The organism is Paenibacillus pectinilyticus (genome assembly GCF_001700435.1).
GTDB lineage: Bacteria > Bacillota > Bacilli > Paenibacillales > NBRC-103111 > Paenibacillus_E > Paenibacillus_E pectinilyticus.
Map to the genome: position 1 here is coordinate 263,789 of NZ_LYPC01000011.1, position 17,446 is coordinate 281,234.

The 17,446-nt window shown below is 49.7% G+C and carries 16 protein-coding genes and 1 pseudogene; 9 read left to right on the forward strand and 8 right to left on the reverse strand.

Going from position 1 to position 17,446, the window contains the following annotated elements; genetic code table 11:
• The first annotated feature begins 72 nt into the window (after positions 1-72).
• From A8709_RS04955 to A8709_RS04970, 4 genes are all read left to right on the forward strand, one after another.
• Positions 73-1,089 carry a copper amine oxidase N-terminal domain-containing protein gene (locus A8709_RS04955; protein WP_244163098.1) on the forward strand — a complete coding sequence of 339 codons (1,017 nt, stop codon included), beginning with the start codon at positions 73-75 and terminating at the stop codon, positions 1,087-1,089.
• A 146-nt stretch (positions 1,090-1,235) separates the two neighbouring features.
• The gene (gene thrC / locus A8709_RS04960; RefSeq protein ID WP_065851066.1) at positions 1,236-2,624 is read left to right on the forward strand and encodes a threonine synthase; all 1,389 of its coding nucleotides are present in this window, start codon (positions 1,236-1,238) and stop codon (positions 2,622-2,624) included.
• A 143-nt stretch (positions 2,625-2,767) separates the two neighbouring features.
• A complete protein-coding gene (locus A8709_RS04965) occupies positions 2,768-3,163 on the forward strand; it encodes a hypothetical protein (protein WP_065851067.1) in 396 nt (131 codons plus the stop codon).
• A gap of 171 nt (positions 3,164-3,334) precedes the next feature.
• Positions 3,335-3,835 carry a hypothetical protein gene (locus tag A8709_RS04970; RefSeq protein ID WP_065851261.1) on the forward strand — a complete coding sequence of 167 codons (501 nt, stop codon included), beginning with the start codon at positions 3,335-3,337 and terminating at the stop codon, positions 3,833-3,835.
• Between the two features lie 95 nt (positions 3,836-3,930).
• On the opposite strand, the gene rlmN is transcribed toward A8709_RS04970, so the two are convergent.
• The 3 genes from rlmN to A8709_RS04985 all read right to left on the reverse strand — a co-directional run bounded on the left by rlmN (position 3,931) and on the right by A8709_RS04985 (position 8,012).
• Positions 3,931-5,013 carry a dual-specificity RNA methyltransferase RlmN gene (rlmN, locus tag A8709_RS04975; protein ID WP_065851068.1) on the reverse strand — a complete coding sequence of 361 codons (1,083 nt, stop codon included), beginning with the start codon at positions 5,011-5,013 and terminating at the stop codon, positions 3,931-3,933.
• Between the two features lie 201 nt (positions 5,014-5,214).
• The gene (locus A8709_RS04980; RefSeq protein ID WP_065851069.1) at positions 5,215-6,066 is read right to left on the reverse strand and encodes an ABC transporter ATP-binding protein; all 852 of its coding nucleotides are present in this window, start codon (positions 6,064-6,066) and stop codon (positions 5,215-5,217) included.
• Between the two features lie 161 nt (positions 6,067-6,227).
• Complete coding sequence (locus A8709_RS04985) at positions 6,228-8,012, reverse strand: methyl-accepting chemotaxis protein (protein ID WP_065851070.1); 1,785 nt, start codon at positions 8,010-8,012, stop codon at positions 6,228-6,230.
• Between the two features lie 276 nt (positions 8,013-8,288).
• Here A8709_RS04985 and A8709_RS04990 point away from each other — a divergent pair, with 276 nt between their 5' ends.
• Both A8709_RS04990 and A8709_RS04995 read left to right on the forward strand, forming a co-directional pair.
• Complete coding sequence (locus tag A8709_RS04990) at positions 8,289-8,957, forward strand: HAD family hydrolase (RefSeq protein WP_065851071.1); 669 nt, start codon at positions 8,289-8,291, stop codon at positions 8,955-8,957.
• A 116-nt stretch (positions 8,958-9,073) separates the two neighbouring features.
• Entirely contained in the window at positions 9,074-9,427 is a 354-nt protein-coding gene (locus tag A8709_RS04995; RefSeq protein WP_065851072.1) for an antibiotic biosynthesis monooxygenase, read from the forward strand.
• A gap of 65 nt (positions 9,428-9,492) precedes the next feature.
• Here the strand turns inward: A8709_RS04995 and A8709_RS05000 are convergent, their stop codons facing one another.
• From A8709_RS05000 to A8709_RS05010, 3 genes are read right to left on the reverse strand one after another with little or no spacing between them, the layout of a single operon-like run.
• The gene (locus tag A8709_RS05000; RefSeq protein ID WP_065851073.1) at positions 9,493-10,095 is read right to left on the reverse strand and encodes a DUF1349 domain-containing protein; all 603 of its coding nucleotides are present in this window, start codon (positions 10,093-10,095) and stop codon (positions 9,493-9,495) included.
• A gap of 44 nt (positions 10,096-10,139) precedes the next feature.
• On the reverse strand, positions 10,140-10,508 hold the full coding sequence (locus A8709_RS05005; protein ID WP_065851074.1) for a DUF4180 domain-containing protein: 369 nt from the start codon (positions 10,506-10,508) through the stop codon (positions 10,140-10,142).
• Entirely contained in the window at positions 10,505-10,921 is a 417-nt protein-coding gene (locus A8709_RS05010) for a winged helix-turn-helix transcriptional regulator (protein WP_065851075.1), read from the reverse strand. Before A8709_RS05010 ends, A8709_RS05005 begins: the two co-directional genes overlap by 4 nt.
• A gap of 136 nt (positions 10,922-11,057) precedes the next feature.
• Between A8709_RS05010 and A8709_RS05015 the strand changes: the two genes are divergently transcribed.
• The 3 genes and pseudogenes from A8709_RS05015 to A8709_RS05025 all read left to right on the forward strand — a co-directional run.
• Entirely contained in the window at positions 11,058-12,281 is a 1,224-nt protein-coding gene (locus A8709_RS05015) for an MFS transporter (protein WP_065851076.1), read from the forward strand.
• On the forward strand, positions 12,278-13,168 hold the full coding sequence (locus A8709_RS05020; RefSeq protein ID WP_065851077.1) for an aldo/keto reductase: 891 nt from the start codon (positions 12,278-12,280) through the stop codon (positions 13,166-13,168). Before A8709_RS05015 ends, A8709_RS05020 begins: the two co-directional genes overlap by 4 nt.
• Before the next feature lie 191 nt (positions 13,169-13,359).
• Positions 13,360-14,910 (forward strand): annotated as a pseudogene (locus A8709_RS05025) (catalase); the annotation flags it as partial.
• 584 nt (positions 14,911-15,494) lie between these two features.
• On the opposite strand, the gene A8709_RS05030 reads toward A8709_RS05025, so the two are convergent.
• Complete coding sequence (locus A8709_RS05030) at positions 15,495-15,695, reverse strand: hypothetical protein (RefSeq protein ID WP_065851079.1); 201 nt, start codon at positions 15,693-15,695, stop codon at positions 15,495-15,497.
• Positions 15,685-17,418 (reverse strand): phosphoenolpyruvate--protein phosphotransferase, encoded by a 1,734-nt coding sequence (gene ptsP, locus A8709_RS05035; protein ID WP_065851080.1) that lies wholly within the window; start codon positions 17,416-17,418, stop codon positions 15,685-15,687. The genes A8709_RS05030 and ptsP overlap by 11 nt, the downstream gene beginning before the upstream one ends.
• Positions 17,419-17,446 lie beyond the last annotated feature (28 nt).

Below are 17,446 nucleotides of genomic sequence, written 5' to 3' on the forward strand. Positions count from 1 at the left end.
AGCGTTAGAGATAGCAGAACAACATCCATAATTTACATACGGAAAGGAAGTAAACGAACTATGAAACCCATGATGAAAAAGACACTAGCGATCCTCTCCCTATCCAGCATGATGACAACAGGAGCGGCTTATGCAGCTACCACGGAAACGGTCGTTCCCGATATGCACACGATGCAAATTCAGCCTGTGAAAACTCAACTTGATGTTACCGTTCAAGTAAACGGGGCAGCAACAGAGAAAGGCTATCTAAAATCCGGCGCTGTTGAGCCTATGATCCCGCTTCGCGCAGTAACTGAAAGCCTTGGCTTTACGTTAACTTGGAACCCAGAAACCTATTCTGTTGATATATCGAAAGGCAATGTATTCACAACCGTGAAGAGGGGTGAGGACCGTTATACGGTTAATAAAATGTTTACTGAGCTAGGTACGGCGCCTGAATTGGTGGACAGTAAGCTGTATGTTCCAGCCTCCTTCGTCGATAAAATTCTTCATGGTTCGGTTGTGACTGACGGCACTTCCGTTTCCGTTTCCAGTAAAGCGGAGGCTAAAAAGGTGCAAACGACGGGTGTCATTACTTCTATTAACACATCGGGTAAATACACATCCATTCATATTCAAGATGCGGGGATGGGCGGTCTTGTTCTCAATATCGGCCCCGATACCACATTTAAAATGCTAGATGGCACAAAACTAAGTCTTGCAGATCTGAACGTTGGTTTAACGATCTCTGCGGAGCACTCCTTAGCGATGACGCTTAGCTTGCCTCCTCAAACATCTGCAACTGCCATCACAGTGCTGGACAAGACCCTTCATAAGGATGCGCTTGGTACTGAGGGTGTTATTGAAGCTGTGCGCGAAGATGGCAGCCTACTCGTTAAAGGGAAAGGCCTTACGGAGAATGCACAAAATGAGATCGTTCTTCAATTAGGCGCTGACACAGCTATCGTGGATGGCAACGGTGACCCTGTAGAGAAATCCGCTCTTGTCAAAGGGGCTAAAGTCATCGGCTTCTACAGCCCTGTGATGACCAAGAGCTTGCCGCCGATCAGCAACGCATGGAAAATCGTTGTGGAAGCGGAGCAAGAGTAACCTATCGCGAGTAACGCATGCGGGCCGTCCTTATGGGACAGCCCGTTTTTGTTATGTGAGGCGAGTACCCCTGATGGATGTACACTGTCCAAATGTTCTGTTTTTTGATACAATAACTGAAAATTCAATCGTATAAGGGGACTCATATGGAATACATTAGCACTCGCGGCAAAGTAGAACCCATCGGCTTTATCGATGCGATCCTGATGGGATTGGCCAATGACGGCGGTCTACTCGTACCGAAAAACATCCCGCAGCTATCCGCTGACACGCTTCAAAGCTGGTCAAAGCTCTCCTACTCAGAGCTGGCCCTAGAAATCTTCTCGCTTTATGTGAACAACGAAATTCCACGCGCTGAGCTGAAGCAGCTCGTTGATGAAAGCTACGCAACGTTCCGTGACGAGGCCGTTACACCGGTTAAACGCCTGAACGACGACACCTACGTGCTCGAATTGTTCCACGGCCCGACGTTTGCTTTCAAGGATATTGCTCTGCAATTCCTTGGCAACCTATATTCGTACGTTTCACGCAAAACGAATTCCATCATCCATATCCTCGGAGCGACCTCCGGTGATACAGGCGCTTCTGCGATCGAGGGCGTTCGCGGCAAAGAGGGCATTCGCATTTGTATCCTGCACCCACACCAGAAGGTGAGTCAAGTGCAAGAGCTGCAAATGACGACTGTCAATGATGCGAATGTGTTGAATCTTTCAGTTGAAGGTACGTTCGATGATTGCCAACGCATTATCAAGGAGCTTTTTGCTGACGTTGAGTTCAAGCACCGCTACCACTTGCGCGCGATTAACTCGATCAACATTGCCCGCATTTTAGCGCAAACGGTGTACTACTTCTACGCTTACTTCCAATTATCTCAGGAGCAACAGGCTGGGAAGGTCAACTTCTCCGTTCCGACGGGTAACTTTGGTGATATTTTTGCAGGCTATCTCGCTCAAAAAATGGGACTTCCGGTCGGCAAGCTCATTCTTGCCACGAATGAAAATAATATTCTTGAGCGCTTCGTGCAAGAAGGCGTCTACCAACCAGGCGAGTTCCGCGGCACGTACAGCCCGTCCATGGATATTCAAGTCGCGAGCAACTTCGAGCGCTACTTGTTCTACCTCTATGGCGAAGACCCGCAAGCGGTCTCTGCGATCATGGAGCAGTTCAAGGCCGAAGGCCGCGTGGTTATCCCTGCTGACAAGCTGCAAGCGGTGCAGGCTGATTTCGCCGCGTATGGCGTGAAGAACGAGGAGTGTCTCGACACAATCAGCGCGTACCACGCCAAATACGACTACCTGCTCGATCCGCACACCGCGTGCGGCGTTGCAGCTGCCGATAAGCTCGCCGTTCCAGGCGAGGTAACGGTGTCCTTGTCCACCGCGCATCCGGCAAAGTTCGATGAGTCGATCCGTTTACGCGGGATTGCGCAGACGTATCCGGAGCAAATCCAAGCTCTGTTCGACAAACCACAGTTCCAGAAGGTGGTTGGCGGTTCGAACGACGAGATCAAGGATGAGCTCGTGAAGTTCTTCTAATTAGAAGGAGGCTCCTGCCTCCAACGCATACCAGCCTTCCTTCCACTTTGAGGTGGAGAGAGGGCTTTTTTGTCATTTTTAAGCAAACCAATACTATACTACTAAAGGGATGCTCATTGGATCTCACTAGAACAGGAGTGAACATGAAAAAATTACTCAGCAAAGGACTGGCATGCAAGATTATCATTGCCATGAACACGATCATCCTTATGATGCATGTCCTGATTCTGCTAAGGATACTGCCCGCAGATTTTGTTTGGGGAGGACGCGTATATAGCGAGTCTGATGTCACGATCTTAGAGAGCATTTCGATCGTCGTGCAAGCACTATTTATCCTCATTATTGCGGTAAAAGCGGGATACCTGCTCCACGGACATTTCAAACGAACGGTGCATGCAGCTATATGGGTAATGTTTGGTTTCATGGTGCTGAATACGCTAGGTAATTTAGCTTCTAACTCGAGTATGGAGACCATCATCATGACGCCTTTAACGGGTGTACTTGCACTTCTGCTATTCCGATTAGGAATTGAAAAATGACAAGCCCTTAAATGACAAGCGGCTTGTCATTTTTGAATTGTTATCCTTTCTCATTTTCACGAATCAGTCCTCAGACCGATATTATCCTCCCCTATAGTCGGAAGACACCTGTACCTTGTCATGGTATTCTAGGAGTAATGAATCTATAAAGTAGGAGTGAGATAATTGAATATGAATCGCAGCGCCTTTCTCGGCCCGATCTTGATTTTGTTAGGAGTTTTCTTGTTTCTCAAAGGGGATGTATCCTTCACCTCTGGTTCCATGTTCGCCTATTTTTGGCCGACGCTGTTCGTTATTCCCATCGGTGTCTTCTTCCATTGGATGTATTTCTTCATCCTGCAACGACGCGGCTCGGGTGTCTTAGTTCCGGGAGGCATCCTGTTAACTGCAGGGATTGTGTGCCAAATCTCCACCTTGTTCGATATCTGGAGCTTAATGTGGCCAGGTTTCATGCTGGCGGTGGCCATCGGTCTATTCGAGCTGTATTGGTTCGGCGGACGCAACCGATATTTGCTTATTCCGATCAACATTCTGGCGGTCATGTCGCTGCTGTTCTTCGCGGTCTTCTCCATCGGATCGCTGTTCTCAGCCCTGTTCCATAATAATTCGATCATCGCCATCGGGCTTATCGTAGTGGGCGGTATCATGATGATGATGCGAAATCGGGGTTAAAAACTAGCAAAATACTCATTCTCTAGGCCATGAAGAAAAGGTGCGTACCCTTAACAGTTTCCGTTAAGAGTACACACCTTTATTTGGGTTACTTATTACCCCACCGAGACGTTATCCCCTGTGGATTGTTTAATTTGTTTGCTGCGCAATTGTCCACAAGCGGCATCAATGTCCGTCCCGTGCTCCAAGCGCACGCTACAGGAGATCCCTTGCTTCTTGAGCGTGTCATAGAAGGCCCGCACAGATTCACGTTCACTCCGCTGATACTGACTGTGCTCATCCACCGGATTGTACGGAATCAAGTTCACATTCGCCAGCTGGCGGATATGCTGAATCAGCTCAGCCAATTGAAGCGCATGCTCCCTGCCGTCGTTCACGTCTTTGAGCAAAATATACTCGAGCGTAATGCGGCGATTCGTTTTCTCCAAATAGTACTCGATCGCTTCCATCAACGTTTCGATAGGAATCGCTTTGTTGATTTTCATAATGCGGGTACGAAGCTCGTTCGTCGGCGCATGTAGAGAAATCGCTAGATTGACTTTCAAATCCGAGTCGGCAAACTCTTTGATCTTGCTAGCGAGACCACTGGTGGAGACTGTGATATGTCTGGCCGCGAGATCCAAGCCCTTCTGATCCTTCACGACGCGGATGAAATCGACCATATTCGCGAAGTTGTCGAACGGCTCACCGATCCCCATCACGACAATGTGGCTGACGCGTTCGTCTTTGCCCATCGCGTCCAAATGAAATTGGACCTTCATTATTTGTTCCACGATTTCCGCGGCGGATAAATCACGGCTTTTGGCCAGCAACCCGCTCGCACAGAAGCTGCAACCAATGTTACAACCGACCTGTGTTGTCACACAGACAGATAAGCCGAATTTATGGCGCATTAAGACCGTCTCGATGAGATTGCCATCCGCTAGCTTGAACAAGAACTTCATCGTCCCGTCGGCCGATTCCTGGCGCGTATGCTCGGTCAAGGTGTGAATGGCAAAATGCTCGCTTAGCGTCGCCAAGCAATCCGCTTTCACATCCGTCATTTCCGCGAACGAGGCGACCCGCTTGCGGTACAGCCAATCCCACACTTGCAGGGCGCGCGACTTTTTGTAGCCCTTTTCCGCGAGCCATGCGACTAATTGATCAAAAGTTAATCCATAAATGGATGATGTATTCATTATGTTATCCTCTTTTCGAGACTATCGCGTGCAGTCTAATTCTTCTAAACAGCCGAAGCTTACTATTTTGCATGACATTCTACCTATCTAGTTAGTATTGTGCCAAAAATCCTCCCTGAACACAAGGGAAGTCCTCAATTCCACAAAGAAAAGGCACCTCCCTCACCCGGGGGCACCTCGATTTATTGTCATTTTAGCTGATTACGCGCTAGTTACTTCCAATTTCCGTTCCTCTACCGCCGGGACCGGGGCTTCATCCGCACTTACCAAACCGTAAGGGATGCAAAGCGGCACGCCCGCTCTCGGATCCACAATCACATCCGCATGAATCGCGAATACATCCAGCAGCATCTTCGGTGTTACAATGTCCATCGGTGCGCCTTCGTAGACGACATTCCCTGATTTGATAGCGATCAAATGGTCCGCATACCGCGTCGCATGATTCAAATCATGCACAACCATCACGATCGTCGTTTGGTGACGTTCGTTGATTTCTTTTAACAGACAAAGAACCTCTAATTGATGCGCCATATCCAAGTACGTGGTCGGCTCATCCAAGAACAACATATCGGTTTGCTGCGCTAACGCCATCGCAATCCACACACGTTGACGCTGTCCACCTGACAGATGATCGATCGGACGATCCTTGAACGGTGTCATTCCTGTCACTTCAAACGCCCAGTTGATGATCTCGCGATCCCCGCTGGACATCTTCTGGAAGCCGCGCTGATGCGGGAAACGGCCATATCCGACTAACTCCTCGGCGGTAATGCCTTCCGGTGCTGTAGGAGATTGCGGCAGAATCGCTAACTTCTTCGCAATTTCTTTCGTCGATTGATGATGAATGGAATGCCCATCTAAGAACACAGTACCGTCTGTCGGCTTCAATAGCCGCGACATGGCCTTCAAAATCGTCGATTTCCCCGACCCATTCGCCCCGACTAGGGCCGTGATTTTGCCAGTTGGAATCTCGATGCTTAAGTCGTTAATGATTTTTAATTTATCATAAGAAACATGTAACTGTTCGGTATAGATGCGAGTAGCTGTTTGCATGAGGAGCCTCCCCTTCTTCCAATATGTATATAGGTTGAATGATTTCGTAATTTCTATCCATTAATAGAAAATGATAATCATTATCAATGGAATTGTCAAGGTTTTTTCCCATAAAAAAAGGATGCCCCCTAGGCACCCTTCTTCTTCCATTCGTGTGTTATTTATACCTTAAACCGAGCGACCGCTAGCTGCAGCTCATCCGACATTTCGCTTAATTCGTTAGCTGTCCGCGACACCTCGGATATCGTCGTCAATTGCTGCTCCGATGCCTTTGCTACCGCCTGCGTAAGCTCCGTTGTCATCCGTGTTAGCTCCGCCATCTCCACGATGCCAGCCAGCACTTCCTCTGAGCTTGCTGACATTTGCTCTGACACGGCGGAAACTTCGCTCATCTGATCAACAACCTCTTGCACAGTGTTGGACAATTGCTTGAAGGTGCCGTCCGTCTGCTCGACGATCGTTTGCATCGCTTCCACCTCGCCAAGCCCGCGATCCATCGCAACAACAGCCGCTCCTGTCTCCTGCTGAACCCGTTCAACAAGCTCGACAATACGCTCTGTTGCCTGACGTGATTGATCCGCAAGCTTGCGAATTTCCGTGGAGACCACTACGAAGCCTTTGCCGTGCTCGCCTGCTCTCGCTGCCTCGATGGACGCATTCAGTGCCAGCAGGTTCGTCTGTTTGGTCACACTGGAGATCAGAATCGTGATCTCGCCGATTTCTTCGGACATCGTTTTCAAACTCTGAATCGCTTGTACAGCATCCTGCACGGAACGAAGTGCTTCCGTAATTTGCTTCATGCTTTGCCCCATACGCGCATTCCCTTCGTTCGTATGCGCATGAGCATTGCTCGAAATGTCCGTCGCGTGCCCCGCCGATTCCGCTACTCGCTGGATGCCCACCGCCATTTCATTCATCGCATGGCTGCTTTCCTCCGTACCTTGGCGCTGTTGCGTCGAGTGCGAAGCGAGCTGCCCCATCATGCCTGAAACCGACGTTGTCGATACACTCGTCTGCTGAGCACCCTCTAGGAGGGTCCCTGAAGCCGTAGAGACCTGCTGTGCGGCTTGCGCGATCTGAACGATGAGTCCCCGCAAATTGCCGACCATATCCTTCAAATGATTGCCGAGCACGCCTAATTCATCCCGGCTATTGCTTTTGATCAGGGCAGCCTGTGATAAATCCCCTGCTGCTGCCGCTTCTGCCAGCTTAACGAGCGGGTTAATCGGACTCATATAAAACCTAACAACAACTCGGATCAAGATCGATCCGATTATAATGGCTATCAATCCTACCCATATCGATTGCATGGTGTATGCATCCATTTGCGCTTGAATAACGCTGTAATTAAAATCGAGTCCAGCAAAAGCAACTAATTTGCCGTTCGTATCTCTAATGGCACTTACTGCACTTATCCATGTGCCTAAGGAGTCCTTGTACGTGCCTGTGATGCCGAATCCCGTCTTCTCGGCTTTTTGCAGTGCATCCCGCAGCTCTTTCACTGGTACATAAGGCTCTGCTGGCTTCTCATCCACATAGAGATCTGAATTTGATAACAGATTCAAAAGCGCCGGCTCTCCCTCCGAAGTGATCCAATCGGGGTAGAATAAGTACGCATTTTCCACTAGGTCACCCTGGGAAACACGGTCCATATCATCCTGTACGCTCATTACTGCAGGCTCATATTTATAAGCTTCATTATTTTTCTTTAACTCAATCTTCGATTTCTCGATGCTATCTATTTTCTGCATGAGCGGCGCATGGAAAATACCTTCGAGCGCACTCAAATTGTCTGCCATTTGTTGCCGATGCTGTTGATAGGAAATGAAGGTTAGCAGCACACAAAGGACAATATAGCAGGTGGCCGTCCAGGCTGAGATTTTGAAAGAAATCGTACGAAAAAAGCCAACGGATGCTCGCTTGCCTTGTGGTTTAGCTTGTGACATAGTTAACAACACACCTCCAGAATTGTACAGCACAGCAGTCAGGAAAACTTATGTAAAATCAGGCTAGTCTACTACTTACTTTCGACAAAGTTTTTAGAAACCCTTCCCTTTTTTTATTTAGAATTTATAGTGGTCACCAGAAATTTGCAGATTTCGACAAAGCCCCTGTGATGATCGAAAAGCTTGAGAATGCCAGCATTCATATGGAGAAAATGATTGAGAAAGTTAAGCATCGCGAATAACGAATGTTCCGAACACTAAGGAGGCTTACTACCTATGTCTGTTATAAAAGCACTGATCTTTGATTTCGATGGTACCATTCTAGATACGGAAACGGCTTGGTATGAGGCCTTTCGCGAGATTGCACGCGAGCATGACATTGAGTTGACCCTGGAAACGTACGGCCAATGTATAGGTACGTCACTTCACGTATTCGATCCCTATGACTATCTGATTACAGATCAGAAAGTACCTATGGATCGTGAGATGCTTCACAAGGACGTACATAGCAGGCATACAAGAATGATGGCCGAGGAAGGGATTCGTCCGGGGATCCTTGATTATTTAGCAGGCGCTAAGCAATTAGGCCTGCGTATCGGCTTGGCATCCAGCTCCAAGCGGTCCTGGATCGATAAGTACCTGGCGCAGCTAGGGATTGGCGACTATTTCGAAACGATCCGCACCGCCGAGGATGTGGAGCTGGTGAAGCCTCACCCAGCGCTGTACGAGCTCGCGCTGCAGGATCTAGGCGTGCAGCCGAATGAGGCCATCGCGATCGAGGACTCGCCGAACGGCGCTCGTGCCGCGGCAGCGGCAGGCATGCACTACATCGTGGTGCCTAACCCGGTCACCACGTTCCTCGCCTTCGACGGCGAGCCGCATCGGCTGCAGTCGCTGGAGGAGCTTTCACTGCAGGCGTTGCTGGACGGTATCGCAGCAAAATAAGCATGACAGGTGTCTATACACGATAAACCTTTGATTGACAGAGCCCCTCCTTTGAATGATAATGATTCTCATATACAATTCTTGAGACAAATTGGTATAAAAAGGAGAACGACTGCATGCTCATTCAACAAAGAACGATTATAGTGCAACCCGGCAACAGCGAGAAAGTCGTGGAACGTTTTAGCAAAGAGGGCCCATTGGACGGGATGGAAGGGCTCATCGATGTGACCGTTATGGTCAACAAAAAGAGTAAAGAGACCGAGGAGGTCGTCGTTCTTATCCGTTGGGAGTCCGAGCAAGCGTGGAAAAACTGGGAGAAAAGCCCCGAGCATCTCGCCGGTCACCGCAACAGCAGAGGGCAGGAGCCGCCTGAGTACGTCATCTCCACGAATGTCAGCATGTTTGAAGTGAAGAAAGTAAGGCCCGGCCAGTTCGGGAAAAGGGAAGCGGTAGATGCTGCCGGTGTCTAGCACGATCCAAATAAAAAACCAGCAACTCCTAAGAGTGCTGGTTTCACAGATATTGGCCGCTCAAACTAGCCAATGGAAATATTTTTAAACACGGCTGTTGCAGACTTATCCTCATTATGTGAAGTGACAGCAAGTCCTACCAGTAACGAGTTGTTTAGCTCTAGCACTTTCGAAGAGAATAGCTGCCAGTCTGTGCCGTCCGCGCTATACCATGAATGGAACTCATTGTTGACGCGTTGCAGTCGCAGCCACGTATTCGGGTAATCGACAGGGAATGTCGGCGGTTCCGTCGTGTAATCTTCCGGGTAAATGGCAGCACTATCACCTTGGCTCACTTCTCTATATTGAAATTCATACCCGCCATTGTTCTTGTTCCGCGGACTATTGTCAGGAAACACGACCAAATAAGCATGTGCGCTATCTGCTGCTAGGGATTCACGGGCCATGAGACCTGCTTTCGTGTACAAGTGCGCCCCTTCCAAAGCCTCCAGCCGAACTTGGATATTAAAATCTCCTTCGCAAGCCTGATGGGAGAAATGAAACTCATCCGATAAACCCCATACATCGGCACCGCCTGCTTGTACTTCATAACCATCCGCCAAACGCTTCGTACTTCCCTCTATCGTTGGATTCCCTATATCTGCACCTTTTAGTTCGATTTGACTCATTTAAATTCGCTCCATTTCTATGATCTATTGATTTCGACAATTTCCTATTTCACGCCATGAAGAGCATCCAGAGCTGCCTGCTCATCTTGGACGAAGAAGAATTGATTTCCATGATTGCATTCGTAGATGAAATCGCGGAGGCTTTTGCTATTGTAGTGGTCAAATTCGCCAATAATCGCCAATTTCACTTGATAGTTCGTATATTTCTGGAGAACATCGCCAGCAAGTTTCGTTTTGAGCTCGAAGAAATCCTCCGTCACATTCCACTGTTGAATGATAAACTTGTCGCATCCCGTCAAATATTGGATAGATGCCATTAAATCCAGCGCATCTTGGACGTTGCTGATCAGAATATCCGTGCTCTCCACAATGGCTACTTGGGAATCGCCCCTCTGATTGACCGTTGTGTTCATGTCATTTCAACCTCTCTCTCCATAAGGTCGGGTACTAGTACCTCTTCGTCTCGTCGATTCAGCTCATTTTCTTCAAGAACGATGAATTTATCTCCGTATTCTTTAATAATATGCCTTTCTCCCCAATTACAGAGCGAATCCAGAATGGGTGTTAAGCTTGCACCGTATTCGCTGAGCTCATACTCCACTTTAGGCGGTACTTGATTGTACACGATCCGCTTCACGATCCCATCGTCCTCGAGCTCTCTAAGCTGCTGTGTCAGCATTTTCTGCGTGATTCTAGGCATGAGACGTTTGAGATCACTGGTTCTCCGTTTACCATGGGTCAAATGGCAAAGAATCACGCATTTCCATTTGCCGCCGATAACTTCTAGCGTGGCTTCTACGGAAATGTTGTACATTTTATGAGCCATGCGGCTGTTCCCCTCCGTTCCGTTCATAGGCACTAGAAAGTACCTACCGTACTTGAAAGTACGTACTGGTCAATCAGACTATAATGTCTGATAATAGCACTTACCGGCCGGGACATTCAAGTTTGGAGGGAATGCAATGAACCACACTAACCATCGCAATACACTGGCGCTGCTTGCCCTCGCGGTTAGCGCCTTCGCCATAGGCACAACCGAGTTTATCAGTGTCGGATTACTTCCGCTCATTGCTGAAGACCTTCATATATCGATCACAGGTGCAGGACTAACTGTCACTTTATATGCCCTTGGCGTTACTTTTGGAGCGCCCATCTTAACATCCCTAACCTCCACCGTCTCACGCAAAACGCTGCTGCTTTGGATCATGCTGGTGTTTATCGCAGGTAATCTACTAGCTGCCACGGCAAGCGGCATTGTGATGTTACTCATCGCCCGCGTCATCTCTTCGCTGGCGCACGGTGTCTTCATGTCGATCGGCTCCACCATCGCCGCCGATCTCGTCCCCGAGAACCGCAGAGCCAGCGCCATTGCGCTGATGTTCTCGGGCCTTACCGTCGCCACCGTGACCGGTGTGCCGATCGGCACCTACCTCGGCCAGCAGCTAGGCTGGCGGGCCGCGTTCTTCGCCATTGTTGCGGTTGGCGTAGTGGCGCTCATCGCGAACCTGGTATTGGTGTCCGGGAATTTGCGCAAAGGCACCCGCACGAAGCTTGGTACACAGCTGAAGCTAGTCACGAACGGGCGACTGCTGCTTGCGTTCTCGATTACAGCCTTAGGCTATGGCGGCACGTTCGTGGTGTTCACGTATTTATCTCCCTTGTTACATGAGATTACAGGTTTTCAAGAGCACACAGTAGCGTTAATTTTGCTGTTGTATGGGGTTGCTATTGCGATCGGGAATTTAATCGGAGGACGCGCGGCAAACCGCAATGTAAGCAAAGCATTGCTCATTATGTTTCTTTTACAATCCCTCGTGCTATTTCTCTTTATGTTTACAGCGCCGTTCAAAGCCGCAGGGTTACTCACGATTGTTGCAATGGGCCTGCTTGCTTTCATGAACGTACCTGGACTTCAAGTTTATGTCGTACAGCTCGCTGAGCGATTTGCACCTGAGGCCAAAGATGTGGCGTCCGCCTTTAATATTGCCGCTTTTAATGCAGGTATTGCAGGTGGAGCTTTCCTTGGTGGTATCATTACGGACTCCATCGGACTGATTCATACCACATGGGTAGGCGGATTAATGGTTTTCGGAGCCGTTATTCTCACCGCTTGGAGCCGAAGGCTTGAAAAATCAGATCAACTAGAACAATCACACTCAACCATTTTAGGAGGAATACCACAATGACCAATCATGTAAACCATACAAACAACAATAGCCCGGAAGAAACAAATGCAAGCAACCTGAGCACTACAATCACGCTGAACAATGGCGTAACCATGCCTTATCTCGGCCTTGGCGTCTTTAAAGTGGAGGATGGCCCAGAGGTCGTGCAAGCTGTCAAATCCGCGATGAAGCTTGGCTACCGCAGTATCGATACCGCGGCGATCTATGGCAATGAAGCAAGCGTCGGGCAAGGCATTCGCGAGGGGATGGCGGCGTACGGCATCTCCCGTGAGGAGCTTTTCGTGACTTCTAAAGTGTGGAATGCCGATCTCGGCTATGAAGCTACACTTGCAGCCTATGAAGCCAGCTTAGCGAAGCTGGGCTTGGATTATCTGGATCTGTACCTCATCCATTGGCCGGTTCAAGGCAAATATGTGGATGCTTGGCGAGCGCTTGAGACACTCTATCAAGAGGGTCGTGTCAAAGCGATTGGCGTCAGCAATTTCCAGATTCATCATCTGGAGGATGTGATGGGCAGCGGGAAAATTAAACCAATGGTCAATCAAGTGGAGCTTCATCCCCTTCTCGCTCAAACGGACTTGCACCAATTCTGTTTGGCGAATGGCATACAGTTAGAAGCTTGGTCACCGCTGATGCAGGGGCAGCTTTTGGACAACCCGATATTGAAAGGTATAGCCGAGCATCATGGGAAATCGATTGCCCAAGTCATCTTGCGTTGGGATTTTCAACGTGGCATCGTGACAATTCCGAAATCAACGAAGGAGCATCGCATCCTCGAAAATGGCTCGATCTTCGATTTTGAACTAACGAACGACGACATGACGGCGATCCAAGGGATGAACGAGAATCTGCGTGTCGGACCGGATCCGGACAATTTTGATTTTTAAGCGTCGTATCGTGTTGAAAATCTTGCAAGATCTTATAAGTCCTCGCCTTCTTTCTCAGGAAAGAGGTTGAGGGCTTTTTGGTAAGGAATAATTTCCCTCTTCTTGGTAAAAGTTACTTCTAACTACGTTTAGGAGGATGTAACAGGAATATGAGCCATGATAAAATCGATCCAACTACAACAACTGACACAAGCAAAATGACCTTAACCAACCGTCAGGGCCATCCGATTTCAGATAATCAAAACATCCGCACGATTGGTAATCGAGGTCCTTCGACGCTCGAAAATTACCATTATATCGAGAAGATTTCCCATTTTGATCGGGAGCGTATTCCAGAGCGTGTCGTGCATGCGCGCGGGGCTGGGGCTCACGGGTATTTCGAGGCGTATGGTACGGTCGGCGACGAGCCGGTCTCTACGTATACGCGGGCTAAGCTTTTTCAGGAGAAAGGGAAGCGTACGCCTGTTTTTGTGCGTTTTTCGACGGTCATACACGGCACGTATTCGCCAGAAACGCTGCGCGATCCGCGCGGCTTTGCCACGAAATTTTATACCGAAGATGGGAACTGGGATTTGGTCGGCAATAATTTAAAAATCTTTTTCATCCGTGATCCCTTGAAATTCCCTGATATGGTGCACGCGTTCAAGCCAGATCCGGTCACAAACCTGCAGAACCCCGAGAAAATGTTCGATTTCGTCTCCAATTCACCGGAAGCGACGCATATGATTACCTTCCTCTTCTCACCTTGGGGCATTCCCGCCAATTATCGGCAGATGCAGGGATCTGGCGTTAACACGTACAAATGGGTCAATCAGAAAGGCGACGCGGTGCTGGTCAAATACCACTGGGAGCCGCTGAAGCAAGGCATGAAGAACCTGACACAGTCCGAAGCCGAGGCGATTCAAGGCAAAAACATCAGCCATGCCACGCAGGATCTGTACGAAGCGATCGCACGTGAGGATTACCCGGAGTGGGAGCTGTGCGTGCAGATTCTAAGCGACGATGAGCACCCTGAGCTCGATTTCGATCCGCTGGATCCGACGAAGCTGTGGGATCATGAGAAATTTCCATTTCGTAAAGTAGGCAAAATGGTGCTGGACCGCAATCCGGAGAACTATTTTGCGGAAGTGGAGCAGGCTGCTTTCGGGACCGGCGTTCTCGTCGATGGCCTCGACTTCTCGGACGATAAGCTGCTGCAAGGACGGACCTTCTCCTACTCGGATACCCAGCGGTATCGCGTGGGAACGAATTATTTGCAGCTGCCGATTAATGCGCCGAAATCGCCTGTCGCGACGAATCAGCGAGATGGGCAGATGACGCTGATTGTGGATAAAGCTGCGGGGCAGAACCCGCATGTGAACTACGAGCCCTCCTCGCTCGGCGGCTTGCAAGAGGCGGCACCTTCGGGCCGCGAGCATCAGCCGATGTACAATGACCGGCTCGTTCGCGAGAAAATTAGCCGTACGAATGATTTTGGGCAGGCGGGCGATACGTACCGCAAGTTCGAGGATTGGGAGCGCGAGGAGTTGATCGCGAATTTGGTCGATGCGTTGAAGATCTGTAAGCCTGTGATACAGGCCAACATGATCACGTATTTCACGAACGCCGATCCGGATTACGGACGGCGTGTAGCGGAGGGGCTCGCGCAAGCGAAGGTTGCGATGGAGCACCTCGGGTCTGACAACGCGAAGGCGGGAGCTGAGCTGGCCGAGAACGCCGGACAGCGGACGGACGGCTATTGATTGGAAGGAGAGGCACCCGTGAGTAAAATTTACTGCTTCTGGAGTGGCTATCTTCTTTTGACAAATAAGCACCCGCAGTGGTCTTATCGTACGAATAATGGTGAGATCTGAAGCAATAGCCACGCTAGGACTGCTTATCAGGCAAATATGCGCTCAAAATGGCACCTGATGTGACCAATACGCACTCGCCGTGGGCTTATCGTATGAAGAATCACGATTTCTGAAGCAATAAGCACACTAGGCTTCCCTATTCGGCAAATACTCGCTCAAACAAGGCTGTCTCTAAGTCTACCAAGACCTAAAAGATAGCTTTGTTTTTTTGTTTTAAAATAGTCAGAAACAAGGGGCTAATCAATTTTTCCCCGATCGCAATTCTGTTGGCTTTTGGGATACATTTTTGCTTTACGTGAGCAAGGCGTCCCCTGGCAGATGGCTTGGCGGTGGAGAGTGCGGAGGTATGCGTGGTGACCTTTATTTACGCAGAAGATCCAATATGAATGTCTGTAAACTTGAGAAATATCACTACAGACTAATTAAGCCTACCTTCGTGCGACTTCTGCACGTTGTAGCGTAGTTCGGATATATCAAACTGAATCATGCATGTTTGCGGGCGCTGTGTCCGCTTCTACTCGCTGCATGCACAGCCTTTTCACTAATGTACAACGCTTGGATGCCGCTAATCCGCCGATATACACCATCCGCGCCCACACCAAAAAGCGTACTCCCAGCACGCTCAGCCCACAGGGCTTAGCACGACTGCGAATACGCTCTTTATCATCTTGCATGCAAGGCCGCACGCACATAGTTCTCAATGTCCTCCGCCGATTCCAGCTGCAAGACCTCCTGCGCAAGCTTCGCCATCGCTTCGCGCTTCAAACCAGCTATCAGCTCTCTAGCTGGCAGCACTGCTGCAGGGCTCATGCTGAATTCATCCAGCCCCAAGCCGAGCAGAACTGGTATCGCATCAGGGTGACCCGCCATCTCACCGCACATACCGACCCATTTCCCCTGTCCGTGTGCAGCACGTATGACGAGATCGATCAATCGCAGCACAGCCGGATGCAGCGGCTGTGTGAGGTACGCCACCTGCTCGTTCATGCGATCCGCCGCCATCGTATACTGCACAAGATCATTGGTGCCGATGCTGAAAAAATCGACTTCTTTGGCAAGCTGATCCGCGATGAGCGCAGCGGCGGGCACTTCGATCATGATGCCGACCTCCATCTGATCGTTGTAGCTCTCACCTTGCGCACGCAATTCCGCCTTTGCTTCCGCCAGCAAGCGATTGGCCGCGCGAAGCTCTTGCAGCGTTGTGATCATCGGGTACATGAGCTTGACGTTGCCGTGTTGACTAGCCCGAAGAATAGCACGCAATTGCGTAAGAAACATCGCCTTGTTCTCTTCCCCCAAGCATAACCGAATGGCTCGGTAGCCTAGGAAAGGATTGGACTCTTTCGCCTGCTGCAGGTAGGCAATTTCTTTGTCGCCACCCACATCAAGCGTGCGAATGATCACTGGATGCTCAGCGCCTGAGGCTAGAACAGCCGCTTTATAAGCGGCGTACTGCTCATCTTCGCTCGGCATCCGATCCCTATCCATGAACAGAAACTCTGTTCGGTACAGGCCAATGCCTTCTGCTCCAACCTTACTCACTGCAAGCGCATCCTGTGGATTCGCAATATTGATCGCGAGCTGCACACGATGACCATCCGCGGTTACCGTTGAAAGCTCCCTAAAACGATCATACTGCGCTAACCGCACGGTCTCCGCCAGCTGTAGGACCCGATACGTATCCTGCACCTCATCCGGCGGGTTCACAAGAATAATGCCTTGATGTCCGTCGACAATGAGAAAGTCTCCCGTCTGTACACAACTGGAGATTCCCACCACGCCTACCACAGCGGGAATGCCAAGCGAACGGGCAATAATCGCGGAGTGCGAGGTTTTTCCACCGATATCAACCGCGAACCCTGCAACCTGGCTGGGTTGTAACTTCGCGGTGAGCGATGGAGCCAAGTCCATACCGATCATGATGACCGGTTCTGGGAATTCCATCGGTACCGCCATGCCATTTCCGCTCAAATACGCACCAATTCTCGCACTGACATCGCGTAAGTCGGAACAACGTTCCTTCAAATAATCGTTGTCCATCGCAGCGAACACATCCATTAACTCCGCGGTCACTTCACTCAATGCTGCTTCTGCATTAATGGCTTCCTCTTGCATACGCTGTGTAACTTCACCGATATATTCAGGATCTCGCAGCAGTGAAAGATGCGTAGCAAAAATGGCCGCTTGAACGTCTCGGTTCTCTGCAGCCGCACTTTCCTGGAGCTTGCGGATATCACCTGCAGCCAAAGAGACCATCTCATTAAATCTGCGTATTTCCGGCTCTACCTCATCCGCGTTTAGCTGCCTTTTGCTCGGGTCATATGAAATCTCCGGAAGCACATAAGCCTTTCCTAGCGCATAGCCAGTCGAAGCAGCAATCCCTTTCCACTCATTCATCTGGCTCTCTCCTTACTTCGACAGTTGC